Genomic DNA, 17550 nt, shown 5'->3' on the forward strand with positions numbered 1-17550 from the left:
GGCGCCGCCCACCGGCGCCGGCCATGGGCCGGGCGCCGTCAGGAGCGCTCCGGGAGCTCCGCCGCCAGGGCCGCGGCCGCCTGCACCAACGGCAGAGCCAGCAGCGCCCCTGTCCCTTCGCCCACTGTGACGCCGTGATCGAGGAGAGGGTTGAGCGCCATCCGGTCGAGTGCCTTCGCCTGGGCCGGGTCACCGCTGGACTGGCCCGCCAGCCACCAGTCCGGCGCCCGGAACGCCACCCGCTGGGCGACCAGGCCGCAGGCCGCGGAGACCACCCCGTCGAGGATGACCGGGGTGCGGCGCACCGCGCTCTGCAGCAGGAAGCCCGTGATCGCGGCCAGGTCCGCGCCGCCGCTCGCCGCCAGCAGCTCCAGCTGGTCGCCGAGGACCGGCCGGGCCCGGCGCAGCGCGTCGCGGATCGCCGCGCACTTGCGCATCCAGGCCAGGTCGTCGATGCCCGCGCCGCCCCGGCCGGTGACGACGGAGGCGTCCGTGCCGCACAGCGCCGCGATCAGGGTGCCCGCCGCGGTGGTGCCGCCGACGCTCAGATCGCCGAGGACGACGAGGTCGGTGCCCGAGTCGGCCTCCTCGTCGGCGATGGCCATCCCGGCGCGGAATGCGGCCTCCGCCTCCTCGGCGGTCAGCGCGTCCTCCCTGTCGATCCGGCCCGAGCCGCGCCGCACCCGGTGCCGGGTGACGTCCTCGGGCAGCTCGCCCGGGTCGCAGTCCAGCGCCATGTCGACGACCCGCAGCCCGGCGCCGAAACGGCGCGCCAGGATCGCCGCCGCGCTCCCGCCCTCCAGCGCGGCCCTCACGAGCTCGACCGCACCGCCCTTGGGCCCGCCGGACACGCCCAGCGACGCCACCCCGTGGTCGCCCGCGAAGAGCAGCACCTTGGGCCGCTCGACGGGCTTGACCGGTACCGCCCCCTGCGCGGCGGCCAGCCACTCGCCCAGCTCGTCCAGCCGGCCCAGCGCGCCGGGCCGCGGGCCGAACCGCTCCCGCCGCTCCTCGGCGTCGCGCCGCACGCCCGGGTCGGGCCGCTCGATCAGCGTGGCGAAGTCATCCAGATTCAGACCGCTCATCCGCGACACACTACCCGCGGGGCGCCTGCCCTACCCCCGCAGGGGAATCGCCTGTCCCGCCACCACCAGCACCACGTGCTCGCACTCGTTGCCGACGGCGGCGTTGAGCCGCCCGAGCTCGTCGCGGAAGCGCCGCCCCGACGCCGTTGCCGGGACCACCCCCGAGCCCACCTCGTTGCTCACCACCACCACCGTGCGGGAGGTCTCCCGCACCGCCCGCGCCAGCCCGGCCATGAGGGCGCGCAGCTCCTCCGCGCCGCCGTCGGCCCACGCCGCGTCGTCCCACGCGTCGACGGAGTCCATGGCGTGGGTCAGCCACAGCGCCAGGCAGTCGATCAGCAGCGGCGGCCCCTCCTCGGCCAGCAGCGGGAGCAGGTCGACGGTCTCGGCCGTGCGCCAGGAACCGGGCCGGCGCTCGCGGTGCAGCGCCACCCGCGCCGCCCAGTCGCGGTCGCCCTCACGGGTGCCGCCCGTGGCCACGTACAGCACGTCGGGGAAGGACTCCAGGCGCCGCTCGGCCTCCACCGACTTGCCCGACCGGGCACCGCCCAGCACCAGCGTGCGGCGCGGCAGGTCCGGCACCGCGTGGTAGTCGCCGACCGTCAGCGTCGTGCCGTCGGGGACGGTACGGGCGCCCGCCGCGGCCAGCTGCCGGTGCAGCTCGCGGCCGGGCGGGGTGTCGTGGCCGATGTGCACCGCGATCACGTCCGTGGTCGCGCCGACCGCCCCCGCCTCCCGCAGCCGGGCCAGCGCGTCCGGCCGCCCCAGGACGTCGAGCAGCACCATGTCGTAGGGCCCCGGCACCGCGGCGAACCCCGCCGGTGCGGCCTCCGGCGGCAGGTACAGCAGCCGTTCCCCGTCCGAGGACGTCACCTCGTATCCCGTGCCCGGTGCGTCCAGGGCCATCGCCCGCACCTTGTGCCCACTGATCACCGACAGCTCGCGCCCGTCCGGCACCCGCCCCGGCGCGGGCAGCCCGGCCGGGAACTCCAGGGCGGGCCCGTTCTGCGGGTGCGAGAGCAGCACCTGCCGCACGCCCGTGATCGAGCGGCCCGCGCGCGCCGCTGCGAAGGCCGGCCCCGGGGTGAGGTCGAGCAGCAGCGCGGAGTCGACGAGCAGCGCGGTCGCGGCCCGCGCCTCGCCGCCGACGGCGGTGGCGCAGGACGCGCAGGGGCAGCCGGGGCGCGGCAGTCCTTCGGGGGCCCCGGTGCCGAGGAGAGTCAGTTCCACGCACTGATCGTCTCGCGTCCGCGGTCCGCGGGCGCGCGGGGCTCACCCTTTCTCGTCCGTTACGGACCGTTAGGCTGCGCTCGGCAGTTCGTATCGCGGGACGTATCCAGGACTCAACCAGCCTCAGGAGGCGGACATGGTGTGGACGTGGCGGTTCGAGAAGGAAGACGGCACGGAGACCGTACCGGCGGTGGAGCCCGAGGAGTTCACCACCCAGGGGGACGCCGAATCCTGGATCGGCGAGGAGTGGAAGGCGCTGCTGGAGGGCGGCGTGGACCAGGTCCGGCTCTTCGAGGACGACGTCGAGGTCTACGGCCCGATGAGCCTGCACGCGGCCGCCGAGTCCTGACGGCGAAGCCCTGAAAGCACCGGCCCCGGCACCGGCGCCCCTCCCGAGGGGCGCCGGTGCCGGGGCCGAAGTCTTTCTATCCCCGCACTCCGCACAGGTGCAGCAGCGCGGCCACCGCCCGGTACGGGTCGCGGCGGCCCGCCCGGTCCTCGGCCGCGAGCAGCCGCTCCAACTCCTCGGGCGGCGGCGGGGCCTGCCCGTCGGCGGCCAGGTCGGTGAAGACCCGCACGCCGTACCAGGCGTGCAGCGGCGCCCCGATCCCGGCGAGGGTCGTGGTCAGCGTCTCCAGCCGGTCGGCGCGCACTTCCAGGCCGAGCCGGTTGGTGTAGGCGGGGGAGTCCAAGGCGGCGAGCGCCGTCTCCCAGTCACCGCTCAGCCCCGGCCGCATCGCCAGCGCGTCCGCGTTCCGCACGACCAGCGACAGCAGCCCGCCCGGGGCGAGCACCCGGGCCAGCCCGGCGAGCATCGGGTCCGGCTCCGGCACGTACATCAGCACACCGTGGCAGAGCACGATGTCGAAGGCGCCCGGCAGGAAGTGCGCACCGGTGTCCCGGCCGTCGCCCTCCACGATCCGCATCCGCTCGCGGATGCCCTCGGGCTCGGCAGCCAGCGCCTCGCGCACCACGGCCACCATCCGCGGATCGGACTCCAGGCCCGTCACCTCGTGCCCGCCGCGGGCCAGCCGCAGGGCCTGGGTGCCCTGGCCGAGGCCCACGTCGAGCACGCGCAGCCGCCGCCCCACGGGGAAGCGGGCGGCTATCTGCTCGTCGATCTGGCGCGCCACCAGTTCCTGGCGGACGGTGTTCCGCAGCCCCCCGAGCCCGCTCAGCCATCCGTCGGCGCCGCCGACGAAGCCGGACACGAAGCCGCTCAGCGCTTCTCCCCGCGCTTGACCTTCGGCTTGGGCAGCCGCAGCCGGCGGATCTGGAGCGTGCGCATCAGGCCGTAGGGCACGGCACCGCGCAGGTTCTCGTCGGGGAAGCGCTGCTTGAGGGCGCGCTTGAGGGAGATGCCGGTGACCGCCGAGTTCAGGACGATCAGCACGATCACGACCAGCCAGGCCAGCAGCACGTACGACTGGAACGTGCCACGGTTGATCATGCTCAGCACGAGGATCAGCACGGCCAGGGGCAGGAAGAACTCCGCCACCGAGTACCGGGCGTCGACGAAGTCGCGCACGTAGGAGCGGATCGGGCCCTTGTCACGGGCGGGCAGGAAGCGCTCGTCCCCGTTGGCCAGGGCCTCGCGCTGCCTGGCCAGGTCGGCGCGGCGCGACTCGCGCGCACGCTTGGCCGCTTCCTTGCGGTCCGCCGGGGCGGCGGCCATCGAGCGGCGCTGCGCGGTGGCATGGCTCCGCTTGGGGGTGGGGCGGCCCTTGGGGGCCTGCGGGTCACGGGGCTGCTTGGGCTGGTCCGCGGTCACCTTGGAGTCGGTCACCTTGGCGGACTGCTCTTCCTTCGAACGGCTTCGGAACACGGGACCCAAGGGTACGGCCTTTGGGCCTCCGGCACCGGCCCTGCCGGGCACGATCCGGCAACGGCACCCCTCGGGCCGGGGGCCGTAAGGTCTCTCCCTAGATGTTCTTCTACTCCTTGGGCCGGATGCCGGTGCCTCTCTGATCGTCCTGGAGGAGGAGCGCATCGGTGCCCGGACAGTGCGGTAATGGAAGCGGGCCCCGTACTGTGGGTTCTGTTGGATGTGTGTTGGAGCCTAAGCCCGATCCAGTCGGTCAGAAGGGGGCGCGCGAGGCCCATGAGCGGTGTCATGAAGCGTATGGGGATGATCTTCCGCGCGAAGGCCAACAAGGCCCTGGACCGGGCCGAGGATCCGCGCGAGACCCTCGACTACTCGTACCAGAAGCAGCTTGAGCTGCTGCAGAAGGTGCGCCGGGGCGTGGCGGACGTGGCGACGTCCCGCAAGCGCCTGGAGCTGCAGCTGAACCAGCTCCAGGGGCAGTCGGCCAAGCTGGAGGAGCAGGGACGCAAGGCGCTCGCGCTCGGCCGGGAGGACCTGGCGCGCGAGGCGCTCACCCGCCGTGCCGCGCTCCAGCAGCAGGTCACCGACCTGGAGACGCAGCACCAGACCCTCCAGGGCGAGGAGGAGAAGCTCACGCTCGCCTCCCAGCGGCTGCAGGCCAAGGTGGACGCCTTCCGCACTAAGAAGGAGACCATCAAGGCCACCTACACCGCCGCCCAGGCCCAGACCCGCATCGGCGAGGCCTTCTCCGGCATCTCGGAGGAAATGGGCGACGTCGGCATGGCGATCCAGCGGGCCGAGGACAAGACGGCGCAGCTGCAGGCCCGCGCCGGCGCCATCGACGAACTGCTGGCCTCGGGTGCGCTGGACGACCCCACGGGCATGGCCAAGGACGACCTCACCGCCGAGCTGGACCGCATCTCCGGTGGTACGGACGTGGAGCTGGAGCTCCAGCGGATGAAGGCCGAGCTCTCGGGCGGCAGCAGCGCCGACCGCCAGGCCATCGAAGGCGGCCGTCCGGGGCAGCAGCAGACGCCCTCGTCCCAGCCGCAGGACCGGCCCCGCTACGACAAGAGCTGAGGAGACCGTCATGATCGTGCGGATCATGGGGGAGGGCCAGGTGAAGCTGAGCGACAGCCACTTCGCCGAGCTCAACAAGCTGGACGACGAACTGCTCGCAGAGATGGAGAGCGGCGACGAGGAGGGCTTCCGGCGCACCCTGGGCACGCTGCTCGACGCCGTCCGCGGCCTGGGCGCTCCGCTGCCCGACGACGCCCTGGAGCCCTCCGAACTGATCCTGCCCTCGCCGGACGCCTCGCTGGACGAGGTCCGCGAGATGCTCGGCGACGACGGTCTCATCCCGGGCTGACCGGCCCGGTCGCAGGCGACCCGCCCGCGCCCCCGTTCCCCGCACCGGGGGCGGGGGCGCCGCCGGATCGCGGCCGGATCCTCCGACAGGAAACCCGATGCCCTCCCTCGCGACCGCGGGCGCCGCCCGCCTGCGCCACTGGCTGCGCGCCCACCCGACGGCCGCCGACACCCTGCTGGCCGCCGTCGTCTTCGCGAGCGTCCTCCTCGGCACCCTCCTCGGCCCGCACACCGCCCGGCACCCGCCGGGGCCCTGCTTCGTACTGCTGTCGGTGGCCGCCTGCGGCTGCCTCGCGGTGCGCCGCAAGAATCCGCGCGCGGTCCTCGCCGCCACCTCCGCCCTCACGCTGATCGCCACCGTCGCCGGCCGGGACGGCCCGCCGCGCACCCAGATCGCCACGGCCGTCGCCGTCGCCCTCTACACCGTCGCCGCCCGCACCGAGCGCACCACCGCCTGGCGCATCGTCGTGGTGACCGTCGTCGGCCTGACCGGCACCGTCATGCTCATCGGCCCGCCGCCCTGGAGCTCCCAGGAGAACCTCGGCCTGCTGGCCTGGACGGGCATGGCCGGAGCCGCGGGAGACGCTGTGCGTAGCCGCCGCGCCTTCATCGCCGCGATCGAGGAGCGGGCCGTACGGGCCGAACTGACCCGCGAGGAGGAGGCCCGCCGCCGCGTCGCCGAGGAACGGCTGCGCATCGCCCGCGAGCTGCACGACGTCGTCGCCCACCACATCGCCCTGGTCAACGTCCAGGCGGGCGTCGCCTCACACGTCATGGACAGCCGCCCCGACCAGGCCAAACAGGCCCTCGCCCATGTCCGCCAGGCCAGCCGCTCGGCCCTGGAGGAGCTGCGCGCCACCGTGGGCCTGCTGCGCCAGTACGGCGACCCCGCGGCCCCCACCGAGCCCGCGCCCGGCCTCGGCGTCCTCGACCAGCTCGTCGACGGCTTCGCCCGCGTCGGGCTGCAGGTGGAGGTCGCGGCAGCCTCCACCGTGCCCGGCGGCGCGGGCAGCACCGCGAGCGTCGCGGGTGCGGCCGCCGTCATCGGCCCGCTGCCCGGCGCCGTCGACCTGACCGCCTACCGTGTCCTGCAGGAGGCGCTGACCAATGTGCACAAGCACGCGGGGCCCGGCGCCCGGGCCGAAGTCGCCCTGCTGCGCGAGGAACACAGCCTCAGCCTGACCATCCTGGACAACGGCGGCGGCCTGACCCCGGACCCGCCCGGGACGCCCGGCGGCGGCCACGGGCTGATCGGCATGCGCGAGCGCGCGGCCGCACTCGGCGGCACTTGCGAGGCGGCCCCGCGCGAACACGGCGCCCCCGGCTTCCGGGTCCGCGCCACCCTGCCCCTGCAAGGCCGTGCCTAGCGCCCCCTAGGCTTGCCCCATGACCGAGCCGATCACCGTACTGCTCGCCGACGACCAGGCGTTGCTGCGCAGCGCGTTCAAGGTGCTGGTGGATTCGGAGCCCGGCATGCGGGTGGTGGCGGAGGCCGCGGACGGTGCGCAGGCGGTGGAGCTGGCCCGGCTGCACGTCCCCGACGTGGTCCTGATGGACATCCGGATGCCGGGCACGGACGGCTTCGCCGCGACCCGCGCGATCTGCTCGGATCCGGCGCTGGCCGCGGTGCGGGTGGTGATGCTGACGACGTTCGAGGTCGACGAGTACGTGGTGCAGTCGCTGCGCGCGGGCGCCTCCGGCTTCCTGGGCAAGGGCGCCGAGCCGGACGAGCTGCTGGCGGCGATCCGTATCGCGGCGGCGGGGGAGGCGCTGCTGTCCCCGGCGGCGACCAAGGGCCTGATCGCCACGTTCCTGGCGCAGGGCGAGGGCACCGGCGGCACGGGCGACGGCGAGGGGCGGCACCATGCCCGGCTCGCCGCGCTGACGGCGCGCGAGCGCGAGGTCCTGGTACAGGTGGCGGGCGGGCTGTCCAACGACGAGATCGGCGAGCGCTTCTCGGTGAGCCCGCTGACCGTCAAGACGCACGTGAACCGGGCGATGGCGAAGCTCGGCGCCCGGGACCGGGCCCAACTGGTCGTCATCGCCTACGAGTCGGGCCTGGTCCGCCCGCGGACGGCATAACGCCGGACGGGCCGAAATCAGCCCGCCCGGCGTTTGTGAATCCAGCCCGTCCGGCGTTTGAGGACCGGGGTCCGGGGCGGAGCCCCGAAGGCCTGCGGCCTTGCGGGGTACCCGCACGCCGCGCCTACGGCAGTGCGAGCATCCGCTCCAGCGCCAGCTTGGAGAAGCTCGCGACCTCGGGGTCGACCTCGATGCGGTTGACGACCTTGCCCTCGGCGAGGGACTCCAGGGCCCACACCAGGTGCGGCAGGTCGATCCGGTTCATCGTCGAGCAGAAGCAGACCGTCTTGTCGAGGAAGACGATCTCCTTGCCCTCGTCGGCGAATCGGTTCGCCAGGCGCCGCACGAGGTTGAGCTCGGTGCCGATGGCCCACTTGGAGCCGGCCGGGGCGGCCTCGAGGGTCTTGATGATGTACTCCGTCGAGCCGACGTAGTCGGCCGCGGCCACGACCTCGTGCCGGCACTCGGGGTGCACCAGCACGTTCACGCCGGGGATCCGCTCGCGCACGTCGTTGACGGAGTCGAGCGAGAAGCGCCCGTGCACCGAGCAGTGCCCGCGCCACAGGATCATCTTCGCGCCGCGCAGCTCCTCGGCGGTCAGCCCGCCGTTCGGCTTGTGCGGGTTGTAGAGCACGCAGTCGTCCAGGGACATCCCCATGTCACGGACGGCGGTGTTGCGGCCCAGGTGCTGGTCGGGCAGGAAGAGCACCTTCTCGCCCTGCTCGAAGGCCCAGTTCAGCGCCCGCTCGGCGTTGGAGGAGGTGCAGATGGTGCCGCCGTGCTTGCCGGTGAAGGCCTTGATGTCCGCGGAGGAGTTCATGTACGAGACCGGGACGGTCACCTCGGCGATGCCCGCCTCGGTCAGCACGTCCCAGCACTCGGCGACCTGCTCGGCGGTGGCCATGTCGGCCATCGAGCAGCCCGCGGCCAGGTCGGGCAGGACGACCTGCTGGTCGTCACCGGTCAGGATGTCCGCGGACTCCGCCATGAAGTGCACACCACAGAAGACGATGTACTGCGCGTCCGGCCGGGCGGCCGCGTCCCGCGCCAGCTTGAAGGAGTCGCCGGTGACGTCCGCGAACTCGATGACCTCGTCGCGCTGGTAGTGGTGGCCGAGGACGAAGACCTTGTCCCCGAGCTTCGCCTTGGCCGCCCGCGCACGCTCCACCAGGTCCGGGTCGGAGGCGGCCGGCAGGTCGCCGGGGCACTCGACGCCGCGCTCGCTGCGCGGGTCGGCCTCGCGGCCGAGCAGCAGGAGGGCGAGGGGGGTGGGCTGGACATCCAAGGGCTGGGCGGTGGTCACGACACGCACCCTTTCTGTTCTGCGGACGGCCGCTTCGGGCCTTGTCGTCAATTTGACGCTATTTATCATAGCCCCTTCACGTCAGTTTGACGATGATGATCGCGTCGATGTGACACATTCCCGTTCTCGCGGACGGTGTGCGAGCATGAAAGACGAAGTCACGGTCCATGCCCGGAATGAATCCGGGGCACCGGCGGTTGCTGGCGAAGGCAAGCAGTCCGCACCCGTTCCGAACCCGGGAGTGAAGCAGATGTCCGTTCAGGACGAGAAGACCACTGTGAGCGACGGCATCCTTCTGTCCGACGCCGCGGCCGCCAAGGTCAAGGGCCTGCTGGAGCAGGAAGGCCGTGACGACCTCGCCCTGCGCGTCGCCGTCCAGCCTGGTGGCTGCTCCGGCCTGCGCTACCAGCTGTTCTTCGACGAGCGCTCGCTCGACGGCGACGTCGTCAAGGACTTCGACGGTGTCAAGGTCGTCACCGACCGCATGAGCGCCCCCTACCTGGGCGGCGCCTCCATCGACTTCGTCGACACCATCGAGAAGCAGGGCTTCACGATCGACAACCCCAACGCCACCGGCTCCTGCGCCTGCGGCGACTCCTTCAGCTGACGGCTGTCGGATCCGACGCGCGAAGGGCGGCACCCCCTGCGGGGCGCCGCCCTTCGGCGTATCCGGCTACCTCTGCTCGTCCGGCGAGACGGTGGCGCCCGTCGACAGGTCGACGACCTTGCGCCCGTCGAGCGGCTTGTCCAGCGACACCGTCGTGTCGAAGTGCTTGATCATCATCACGCAGACCTTGCCCGGCTCCTTCTCCGTCCCGGTGACCTTCACCGTCACGGCCGACGAGGACTCCTCGGCGGATGCGGAGTAGGTGCTGCACACCCCGCCCCAGAAGTGCAGGACGAGCTTCTTGCCGTCGCCCTCCACCGCGTAGGAGTCCACCCGCACCGTCCCGGTCTTCGCCGCGGGGGCCGAGGGCGTGCCCGTCGGGCTGCCGGACGGCGCCCGGCCGGGCTTCGCGATGTACGCGGGGTCCACGGCCGGCTGGGCGACCGTGACCGTAGCGCTCTTGTCCGATTTATCGGGGGTCCCCGGCATCTGCACGGCGAACAGCCACGACGGCACCAGTGCCGGATGCCCGCCCACCGACTGGGCGGACAGCCCGAATGTGGCGCTGCGCACAGCCGCCGGGTCCGGCACCGCCGTCGGCTTCCCCTCGCAGGGCGCTTTGCCGCCGTCCCGGTACGGCACCGCCGAGGCGCAGCCGCCGATGGCCGGGTGGCTGGTGCCGCCGCCCTTGTTCAGCTGGTCCAGCGCCTGCCGGGCGGTCACCAGCGGATAGTCGGCACCCTTCTTGGGCAGCTGCAGCTGACCGCTGCCGGCGACCAGCTGGGCGTCCGCGCCGACCTGCAGGCTGGTCTGCCAGCCGTAGGTGGGCAGGGAATTGAGCACGGGATCGGCGGTGACGGTCCGCACGGCCCCGTACCGCCGCCCTGCGTCGATCTTGGCGTTGTCCTGGCCCAGCGCCTTGAGCACCGGGGCGGCCACGCTCTTGGCCTTGTCCTCCGGCACCGGATCGGTGCCCTGCGCCCCGTCCCGGAACTGCGGGCAGCCGCCGCCGTCGTCGGCGCTCTTGCCGCCCAGGTCGTCGCCCATGGCCGTTTTCGGGCCCGCGCCCGGGGGGTGCTCGCAGTGTGTACCGCCCGGCGTGCCGTAGCGGGCGTACGACCAGTTGCCCGGTGCCTTCTGGCTCACCTGCAGTACGGGCTCACTCGCGCCCGTGCCTCCGCCGACCGTCCAGGTGCCCTGGACGAGCCGCGGGATGCCCTGCACCTGCAGGGTCTTGGCCAGGGCGGCCACCTCGCTCTGCGCGACCTCGCGCCCGGGGAGGTAGACGGGCGCCGTCCGCGGCCCGTCCGGCAGCTTGCCGTCGGCCCGGTAGCGGACGCCGTTGGGGTCGGGCTCGCCGACGGCGATGCCCTGGGAGGGGCCGTTCGAGCCCTGCCCGTAGCCGTCGAGGGCCAGCGGGGCGGGGGAGCCCTGGCCCGACGAGCCGGGGGAACTGCCGCCGTCGCCGCCTGCCGCCGTGGACGCCCAGTACGCGCCGCCTCCTCCGGCCAGCAGCACCGCCGCCGCCACCGATGCCACCGCCAGCGGCGAGTGCTTCCGCTGCCGTTTGCCGGTGGTGCTTCCCGGAGTGCCGCCCTCGGTGCTCACCGCATCGCTCCTTCGCTCCGCTCAAAATGTGTACAGCCACATCCCCCGTGAAGAGGACGCCGCTTGGACGGAGCGCAGGAGCGGACGGTTCCACTGTGCCGCGGGTGACTCTCGGCGGGTGACTCTCAGTCGCCGTACTCCGACATTCCGTCCAGCAGCCGGGCGGACCGCGCGGGCACGGACACCCCGTGGATCGAGGACAGCGGGGTGGCGGGGGCGGGCTCGGGGGCGGGGGAGGGGATGCCTTGCCAGTCCGGCGCCATCCGGGCGCAGTCCCTGCGCAGCTGGGCCAGCGACTCCGGGTCGGCGTACGTGACGTCCTTCACAGTCTTCGGCATACCGGCACCGTACGCACCGCGGGACGTCCGGTGAAAGACCTACGCCGAGGTAGATTTGCCTGCTTGGTGGCGAGATCTGGGCCTGGTCACCGGGATGGGAACGGGTAACGTGGTGTGGCTCTTCTTGTCCGCCTCATGTCACCTCGCCCCGCAAGGAGCAGACCCGTCGTGCGTATCGCTGTCACCGGCTCTATCGCCACCGACCACCTGATGACCTTTCCCGGCCGCTTCACCGATCAGCTCGTGGCCGACCAGCTGCACACGGTCTCCCTCTCCTTCCTCGTGGACGAGCTCGACGTGCGCCGGGGCGGTGTCGGTCCGAACATCTGCTTCGGCATGGGCGTGCTGGGCCTGCGGCCGATCCTGGTGGGCGCGGCGGGCGAGGACTTCGCCGAGTACCGCTCCTGGCTGGAGCGGCACAACGTGGACACCTCGTCCGTGCACATCTCCGAGGTCCTGCACACCGCGCGCTTCGTGTGCACCACGGACACCGACCACAACCAGATCGCGTCCTTCTACACCGGTGCGATGAGCGAGGCCCGCCAGATCGAGCTGCAGCCGGTGGCCGACCGGGTCGGCGGCCTGGACCTGGTGCTGATCGGCGCGGACGACCCCGAGGCGATGATGCGGCACACCGAGGAGTGCCGCACCCGTGGCATCCCCTTCGCCGCCGACCCCTCCCAGCAGCTGGCCCGCTTGGACGGCGAGGACATCCGGCTGCTGATCGAGGGCGCCGCCTACCTCTTCACCAACGAGTACGAGAAGGCGCTCATCGAGTCCAAGACGGGCTGGACGGGCGAGGAGATCCTGGCCAAGGTGGGCACCCGCATCACCACGCTGGGCGCGGCGGGCGTGCGCATCGAGCGCGTCGGCGAGCCGGTGGTCGAGGTCGGCTGCGCGCAGGAAGAGGCGAAGGTCGACCCGACCGGCGTCGGCGACGCGTTCCGCGCGGGCTTCCTGGCGGGCCTGACCTGGGAGCTGTCCCTGGAGCGGGCGGCGCAGCTGGGCTGCATGCTGGCGACGCTGGTCATCGAGACGCTGGGCACGCAGGAGTACGAGCTGCGACGGGGGCACTTCATGGAGCGCTTCACGAAGGCCTACGGCCACGAGGCCGCGGCCGAAATCCAGGCCCGCCTGGCCTGACCCTGTGGGGCTCCGCCCACCCAGCCGCCCGTCAATCGGGCGGGTGGGTGGGCGAAACCGTCAGGCGCGGCGCCGCACCGTATAAGCGACCCCGCGCTCGGCAGGGCGCTCACCCTCATACGAGTGCCCCCGCATCCCGCACCAAGCGGGAATGTCGAGCCGCGCAGCCTCGTCGTCCGACAGCACGGTCACCAGCCCACCCACAGGCACATCCCCGATCACCTTCGCCAGCTCGATCACCGGGATCGGACACCGCTTCCCGAGCGAATCGACGACGAGCTCCTCGGACGTGGCGGCGGCGTCAGACGCCCCCGTGGGCGCCCCCAGCTGCTCCCGCACCGCCGCCACAACCCCCGGCAGCACCCCGAGGAAGTCCTCGACCTCCTCCGCGGACGCGCCCCGCGGCAGCGAAACCCGCACGTTCCCCTCCGACAGCACCCCCATCGCCCGCAGCACATGGCTCGGCTCCAGCGTGCTGGACGTGCACGAGGACCCGGACGACACCGAGAACCCCTCCCGGTCCAGGGCGTGCAGCAGCGTCTCCCCGTCCACGTACAGACAGGAGAACGTCACCAGGTGGGGCAGCCGCCGCACCGGGTCGCCGACCACCTCCACGTCCGGTACGAGCTCGGGCACCCGGGTCCGTACGCGCTCCACCAGCGCCCGCAGCCGCGCGTCCTCCGCCGCCGCCTCCGCGCGCACCGCCCGCAGCGAGGCCGCGGCGGCCACGATCGCGGGCAGGTCGGGGAAGCCCGGGGCCCGGCCCCACTCCCGCTCGTCCGCCGGGCCGCGGGCGGCGAACCGCACCCCCTTGCGCACGGCCAGCAGGCCCACCCCCGACGGGCCGCCCCACTTGTGCGCGCTCGCCGTGAGCAGCGACCAGCTGGGTGCCACCGGGCCCCAGCCCAGCGACTGCGCGGCGTCCACCAGCAGCGGCACCCCGGCCGCCCGGCAGGCCTCGGCCACCTCGGTCACCGGCTGCTCGGTGCCCACCTCGTGATTGGCGGACTGGAGCGCCGCGAGCGCGGTGTCCGGGCGCAGGGCGGCGGCGTAGGCGGCCGGATCCACCCGGCCGGTGCGGCCGACCTCGACCTCGGTGACGCTGCCGCCGTCCGCTTCCAGGGCCGCGGCCGCGTGCAGCACGGCGGAGTGCTCCACGGCCGAGACCACCAGATGGCGGCCGGTCCGGCGGCGCCCGGCGAGGGCGCCCGCGATGCCGTCGTGCAGCGCGCGGGTACCCGAAGAGGTGAAAACCAGCTCGTCGGGCCGGCAGCCCACGGCCTCCGCCGCGGCCTCGCGCGCGGCGTCCAGCAGCAGCCGGGCGCGCCGCCCCTCCCGGTAGAGGCGGGCGGGATCGGCCCACCCCTCGTCGAGGGCGGCCAGCAGCGCCTGGCGGGCGACCGGGTGGAGGGGGGCGGCGGAGGCGGCGTCGAAGTAGGGCACGTGAGGAACGCTAACGCGCGGGTCCGCCCGCGCGGCGGCGCACCCGGCGGCGGCCGCGTCCCCACCCCTGCGGCCTGCGAGGATGGCCCGGCAGCGGCCGTCTGACGGTCCTCCAGATGGCCGCCGGAGCCCCAGATTCCACCCCATTGGTGAGTGACGCGGCGCGTTGGGCACCCTCCCCGCGCAGCCCCAAATAGCGTCCAGTAGGGTTTGGTCCGCATAAACATCCAAACCCCTGCCCGCAGCGGGCCGGCGACCGACCAGCGAGACGGCCGCAGCCGGCCGCACGGGCGAGACTCTCGGGAAGGCGCTACGTGAGTCCCAACGGCTCCGACCGCTCGTCGCGGCGCCCGGTGCGGCGGAAGCTGCTGCAGGCGCTGGCCGCGGGCGCTGTCCTTGCGACCGCCACCGGTTGCACATCCAAGGACTTCCCCCGCCTCGGAATGCCCACTCCCGTCACGGAAGAGGCGCCGCGGATCCTCTCCCTGTGGCAGGGCTCCTGGGCCGCCGCCCTTGCGGTCGGCATCCTGGTGTGGGGCCTGATCATCTGGAGCGTCATCTTCCACCGGCGCAGCCGGTCCAAGGTCGAGGTCCCCCCGCAGACCCGGTACAACATGCCCATCGAGGCGCTGTACACCGTGGTCCCGATCATCATCGTGTCGGTGCTCTTCTACTTCACCGCGCGTGATGAGAACAAGCTCCTGACCAACCCTGACAAGCCCCAGCACGTCGTCAACGTGGTGGGCTTCCAGTGGAGCTGGGCGTTCAACTACCTGGAGGACGTCGACGGCAACGCCGCCACCCCGGCGAAGCCGCTCCGCGAGAACAAGGAGCTCGACGCGATCCCCGACCGCTTCCTCAAGAAGGCGCCCCAGGGTGCCGAGGGCGTGTACGAGGTCGGTACCCCGGGCGAGCGGAACCCGCAGACCAACAACCCGGGCCCCACGCTGTGGCTGCCCAAGGGTGAGACGGTCGAGTTCGTCCTCACCTCACGGGACGTCATCCACTCCTTCTGGGTGGTGCCGTTCCTGATGAAGCAGGACGTCATCCCGGGCCACACCAACAGCTTCACGGTGACCCCGAACAAGGAGGGCACCTTCCTGGGCAAGTGTGCCGAGCTCTGCGGCCAGGACCACTCCCGGATGCTCTTCAACGTCAAGGTCGTCTCTCCTGAGCGGTACAAGGCGCACCTCAAGGAGCTCGCGGCCAAGGGCCAGACCGGCTACCAGCCGGCGGGTATCGCGCAGACGGATCACGCGAAGAACGCGGAGACCAAGAACAAGTGAGCATCCTCAACGAACCCCAGGGTGCCGCCGCCACAGCCACGGCAGCACCACCCGTACGCCAGAAGCAGCCCGGCAGTCAGGTCATCAAGTGGCTCACCACCACTGACCACAAGACGATCGGCACGCTCTACCTGGTCACGTCGTTCGCGTTCTTCTGCATCGGCGGCCTCATGGCGCTCCTCATGCGCGCCGAGCTGGCCCGTCCCGGCACGCAGATCATGTCGAACGAGCAGTTCAACCAGGCGTTCACGATGCACGGCACGATCATGCTGCTGATGTTCGCGACGCCGCTGTTCGCCGGATTCGCGAACTGGATCATGCCGCTGCAGATCGGCGCGCCCGACGTGGCGTTCCCGCGGCTGAACATGTTCGCCTACTGGCTGTACCTCTTCGGCTCGCTGATCGCGGTGGCCGGCTTCCTCACCCCGCAGGGTGCGGCCGACTTCGGCTGGTTCGCCTACTCCCCGCTGTCGGACGCGGTCCGCTCGCCGGGCGTCGGCGCCGACATGTGGATCATGGGTCTGGCCTTCTCCGGCTTCGGCACGATCCTCGGTTCGGTCAACTTCATCACCACGATCATCTGCATGCGCGCGCCCGGCATGACGATGTTCCGCATGCCGATCTTCACCTGGAACGTCCTGCTGACCGGTGTGCTGGTCCTGCTGGCCTTCCCGGTGCTGGCCGCCGCGCTGTTCGCCCTGGAGGCGGACCGCAAGTTCGGTGCCCATGTATTCGACGCCTCGAATGGCGGCGCACTGCTATGGCAGCACCTTTTCTGGTTCTTCGGCCATCCAGAGGTGTACATCATCGCCCTGCCGTTCTTCGGCATCATTTCCGAGGTCATTCCGGTCTTCTCCCGGAAGCCGATGTTCGGTTACATCGGTCTGATTGCGGCGACGATTTCCATCGCGGGTCTGTCGGTGACCGTGTGGGCGCACCACATGTACGTCACCGGTGGTGTGCTGCTGCCGTTCTTCTCCTTCATGACCTTCCTGATCGCGGTCCCGACCGGTGTGAAGTTCTTCAACTGGATCGGCACCATGTGGAAGGGCTCGCTGTCCTTCGAGACCCCGATGCTGTGGGCCGTCGGCTTCCTGATCACCTTCACCTTCGGTGGTCTGACCGGCGTCATCCTGGCCTCGCCGCCGATGGACTTCCACGTCTCCGACTCGTACTTCGTGGTCGCGCACTTCCACTACGTCATCTTCGGCACCGTGGTGTTCGCGATGTTCTCCGGATTCCACTTCTGGTGGCCGAAGTTCACCGGCAAGATGCTGGACGAGCGCCTGGGCAAGATCACCTTCTGGACGCTGTTCGTGGGCTTCCACGGCACGTTCCTGGTGCAGCACTGGCTGGGTGCCGAGGGCATGCCGCGTCGGTACGCGGACTACCTCGCCGCCGACGGTTTCACCACGCTGAACACCATCTCGACGATCAGCTCCTTCCTGCTCGGTCTGTCGATGCTGCCGTTCATGTACAACGTGTGGAAGACCGCCAAGTACGGCAAGAAGGTCGAGGTCGACGACCCGTGGGGCTACGGCCGTTCGCTGGAGTGGGCGACCTCCTGCCCGCCGCCGCGGCACAACTTCCTCACCCTGCCGCGGATCCGTTCCGAATCCCCGGCGTTCGACCTGCACCACCCCGAGATCGCGGCTCTCGAGCTCGAAGAGAACCTTGGTTCTGAGAAGGCCCTCGCGGGTGGCAAGGAGGCCGGCAAGTGAGGATCCAAGGCCGGATGTTCATCTGGCTCTCCGTCTTCATCCTCGCCATGGCGATCGTCTATGGCGTGTGGTCGAAGGAGGCCGCCGGTACCACCGCGCTCTTCATGGCCTTCGGCCTGAGCGTGATGATCGGCTACTACCTGGCGTTCACTGCGCGCCGGGTGGACGCCGGAGCGCAGGACGACAAGAACGCGGACGTCGCCGACGACGCCGGTGAGCTGGGCTTCTTCGCCCCGCACAGCTGGCAGCCGCTGTTCCTGGCCGTGGGCGGTGCGCTCGCCTTCCTGAGCATCTGCTTCGGCTGGTGGCTGATCTTCTTCTCGGCCCCGATCATCCTGGTCGGCCTCTTCGGCTGGGTGTTCGAGTTCTACCGCGGCGAGAACCAGAACCAGTAGCTCTCACCGCACCTTGCGCGACGGGCCCCGCACACCCTTTCGGTGTGCGGGGCCCGTCGCGTTGTATCCACCCGTTTGCAGTCACCCGGGAGGCCGTATCCCCGCCGCGTCCCTAC

At 71.8% G+C, this 17550-nt stretch carries 18 protein-coding genes; 10 read left to right on the forward strand and 8 right to left on the reverse strand.

The window, feature by feature from the left end; translation table 11 throughout:
- Positions 1–38: 38 nt before the first annotated feature.
- Positions 39–1085, reverse strand: a complete 1047-nt coding sequence (gene cobT / locus FHS39_RS08995; RefSeq protein ID WP_184348102.1) for a nicotinate-nucleotide--dimethylbenzimidazole phosphoribosyltransferase — start codon at positions 1083–1085, stop codon at positions 39–41.
- Positions 1086–1115: 30 nt separating this feature from the next.
- The gene (locus FHS39_RS09000; RefSeq protein ID WP_184348104.1) at positions 1116–2315 is read right to left on the reverse strand and encodes a bifunctional adenosylcobinamide kinase/adenosylcobinamide-phosphate guanylyltransferase; all 1200 of its coding nucleotides are present in this window, start codon (positions 2313–2315) and stop codon (positions 1116–1118) included.
- A gap of 136 nt (positions 2316–2451) precedes the next feature.
- Here FHS39_RS09000 and FHS39_RS09005 point away from each other — a divergent pair, with 136 nt between their 5' ends.
- Positions 2452–2664, forward strand: coding sequence for a hypothetical protein (locus FHS39_RS09005; RefSeq protein ID WP_184348106.1), 213 nt, complete (start codon positions 2452–2454; stop codon positions 2662–2664).
- Positions 2665–2740: 76 nt separating this feature from the next.
- Here the strand turns inward: FHS39_RS09005 and FHS39_RS09010 are convergent, their stop codons facing one another.
- Both FHS39_RS09010 and FHS39_RS09015 read right to left on the reverse strand, forming a co-directional pair.
- On the reverse strand, positions 2741–3448 hold the full coding sequence (locus tag FHS39_RS09010; protein WP_184348822.1) for a methyltransferase domain-containing protein: 708 nt from the start codon (positions 3446–3448) through the stop codon (positions 2741–2743).
- A gap of 86 nt (positions 3449–3534) precedes the next feature.
- On the reverse strand, positions 3535–4140 hold the full coding sequence (locus FHS39_RS09015; protein ID WP_343069457.1) for a DUF3043 domain-containing protein: 606 nt from the start codon (positions 4138–4140) through the stop codon (positions 3535–3537).
- Between the two features lie 276 nt (positions 4141–4416).
- Between FHS39_RS09015 and FHS39_RS09020 the strand changes: the two genes are divergently transcribed.
- The 4 genes from FHS39_RS09020 (at position 4417) to FHS39_RS09035 (ending at position 7590) form a co-directional block, all read left to right on the forward strand.
- Positions 4417–5220, forward strand: a complete 804-nt coding sequence (locus FHS39_RS09020) for a PspA/IM30 family protein (RefSeq protein ID WP_184348110.1) — start codon at positions 4417–4419, stop codon at positions 5218–5220.
- Positions 5221–5230: 10 nt separating this feature from the next.
- On the forward strand, positions 5231–5509 hold the full coding sequence (gene pspAA / locus FHS39_RS09025; RefSeq protein WP_184348112.1) for a PspA-associated protein PspAA: 279 nt from the start codon (positions 5231–5233) through the stop codon (positions 5507–5509).
- A 97-nt stretch (positions 5510–5606) separates the two neighbouring features.
- The gene (locus FHS39_RS09030) at positions 5607–6875 is read left to right on the forward strand and encodes a sensor histidine kinase (protein WP_184348114.1); all 1269 of its coding nucleotides are present in this window, start codon (positions 5607–5609) and stop codon (positions 6873–6875) included.
- Between the two features lie 19 nt (positions 6876–6894).
- Positions 6895–7590 carry a response regulator gene (locus tag FHS39_RS09035; RefSeq protein ID WP_184348116.1) on the forward strand — a complete coding sequence of 232 codons (696 nt, stop codon included), beginning with the start codon at positions 6895–6897 and terminating at the stop codon, positions 7588–7590.
- A gap of 124 nt (positions 7591–7714) precedes the next feature.
- Here the strand turns inward: FHS39_RS09035 and nadA are convergent, their stop codons facing one another.
- Positions 7715–8893, reverse strand: a complete 1179-nt coding sequence (gene nadA, locus FHS39_RS09040) for a quinolinate synthase NadA (RefSeq protein WP_184348118.1) — start codon at positions 8891–8893, stop codon at positions 7715–7717.
- Positions 8894–9143: 250 nt separating this feature from the next.
- On the opposite strand from nadA, the gene FHS39_RS09045 reads away from it, so the two are divergent.
- A complete protein-coding gene (locus FHS39_RS09045; protein WP_030364637.1) occupies positions 9144–9500 on the forward strand; it encodes a HesB/IscA family protein in 357 nt (118 codons plus the stop codon).
- 66 nt (positions 9501–9566) lie between these two features.
- Here the strand turns inward: FHS39_RS09045 and FHS39_RS09050 are convergent, their stop codons facing one another.
- Together FHS39_RS09050 and FHS39_RS09055 are read right to left on the reverse strand one after the other, a co-directional pair.
- Complete coding sequence (locus tag FHS39_RS09050) at positions 9567–11108, reverse strand: hypothetical protein (RefSeq protein WP_184348120.1); 1542 nt, start codon at positions 11106–11108, stop codon at positions 9567–9569.
- Positions 11109–11233: 125 nt separating this feature from the next.
- Positions 11234–11446, reverse strand: coding sequence for a hypothetical protein (locus tag FHS39_RS09055; RefSeq protein WP_184348122.1), 213 nt, complete (start codon positions 11444–11446; stop codon positions 11234–11236).
- A gap of 168 nt (positions 11447–11614) precedes the next feature.
- On the opposite strand from FHS39_RS09055, the gene FHS39_RS09060 reads away from it, so the two are divergent.
- Positions 11615–12589, forward strand: coding sequence for a PfkB family carbohydrate kinase (locus tag FHS39_RS09060; RefSeq protein ID WP_184348124.1), 975 nt, complete (start codon positions 11615–11617; stop codon positions 12587–12589).
- 60 nt (positions 12590–12649) lie between these two features.
- Here the strand turns inward: FHS39_RS09060 and FHS39_RS09065 are convergent, their stop codons facing one another.
- Positions 12650–14032: an aminotransferase class V-fold PLP-dependent enzyme gene (locus tag FHS39_RS09065; protein WP_184348126.1), complete on the reverse strand. Its 1383-nt coding sequence runs from the start codon at positions 14030–14032 to the stop codon at positions 12650–12652.
- A gap of 314 nt (positions 14033–14346) precedes the next feature.
- Here FHS39_RS09065 and ctaC point away from each other — a divergent pair, with 314 nt between their 5' ends.
- Genes ctaC through FHS39_RS09080 form a run of 3 tightly spaced genes read left to right on the forward strand, consistent with a single transcriptional unit; the run spans position 14347 to position 17434 of the window.
- Positions 14347–15318 (forward strand): aa3-type cytochrome oxidase subunit II, encoded by a 972-nt coding sequence (gene ctaC / locus FHS39_RS09070; protein WP_184348128.1) that lies wholly within the window; start codon positions 14347–14349, stop codon positions 15316–15318.
- Positions 15315–17039, forward strand: coding sequence for an aa3-type cytochrome oxidase subunit I (gene ctaD / locus FHS39_RS09075; protein ID WP_184348130.1), 1725 nt, complete (start codon positions 15315–15317; stop codon positions 17037–17039). The genes ctaC and ctaD overlap by 4 nt, the downstream gene beginning before the upstream one ends.
- Complete coding sequence (locus tag FHS39_RS09080) at positions 17036–17434, forward strand: aa3-type cytochrome oxidase subunit IV (protein ID WP_184348132.1); 399 nt, start codon at positions 17036–17038, stop codon at positions 17432–17434. The genes ctaD and FHS39_RS09080 overlap by 4 nt, the downstream gene beginning before the upstream one ends.
- Positions 17435–17550: the final 116 nt, after the last annotated feature.

The organism is Streptomyces olivoverticillatus, assembly GCF_014203555.1.
GTDB classification, from domain to species: Bacteria; Actinomycetota; Actinomycetes; order Streptomycetales; family Streptomycetaceae; genus Streptomyces; species Streptomyces olivoverticillatus.

Coding starts and splice junctions, on each gene's coding strand:
- cobT (WP_184348102.1), bottom strand. CDS start 1,085: ATGAGCGGTCTGAATCTGGATGACTTCGCCACGCTGATCGAGCGGCCC.
- FHS39_RS09005 (WP_184348106.1), top strand. CDS start 2,452: ATGGTGTGGACGTGGCGGTTCGAGAAGGAAGACGGCACGGAGACCGTA.
- FHS39_RS09020 (WP_184348110.1), top strand. CDS start 4,417: ATGAGCGGTGTCATGAAGCGTATGGGGATGATCTTCCGCGCGAAGGCC.
- pspAA (WP_184348112.1), top strand. CDS start 5,231: ATGATCGTGCGGATCATGGGGGAGGGCCAGGTGAAGCTGAGCGACAGC.
- FHS39_RS09030 (WP_184348114.1), top strand. CDS start 5,607: ATGCCCTCCCTCGCGACCGCGGGCGCCGCCCGCCTGCGCCACTGGCTG.
- FHS39_RS09035 (WP_184348116.1), top strand. CDS start 6,895: ATGACCGAGCCGATCACCGTACTGCTCGCCGACGACCAGGCGTTGCTG.
- FHS39_RS09045 (WP_030364637.1), top strand. CDS start 9,144: ATGTCCGTTCAGGACGAGAAGACCACTGTGAGCGACGGCATCCTTCTG.
- FHS39_RS09055 (WP_184348122.1), bottom strand. CDS start 11,446: ATGCCGAAGACTGTGAAGGACGTCACGTACGCCGACCCGGAGTCGCTG.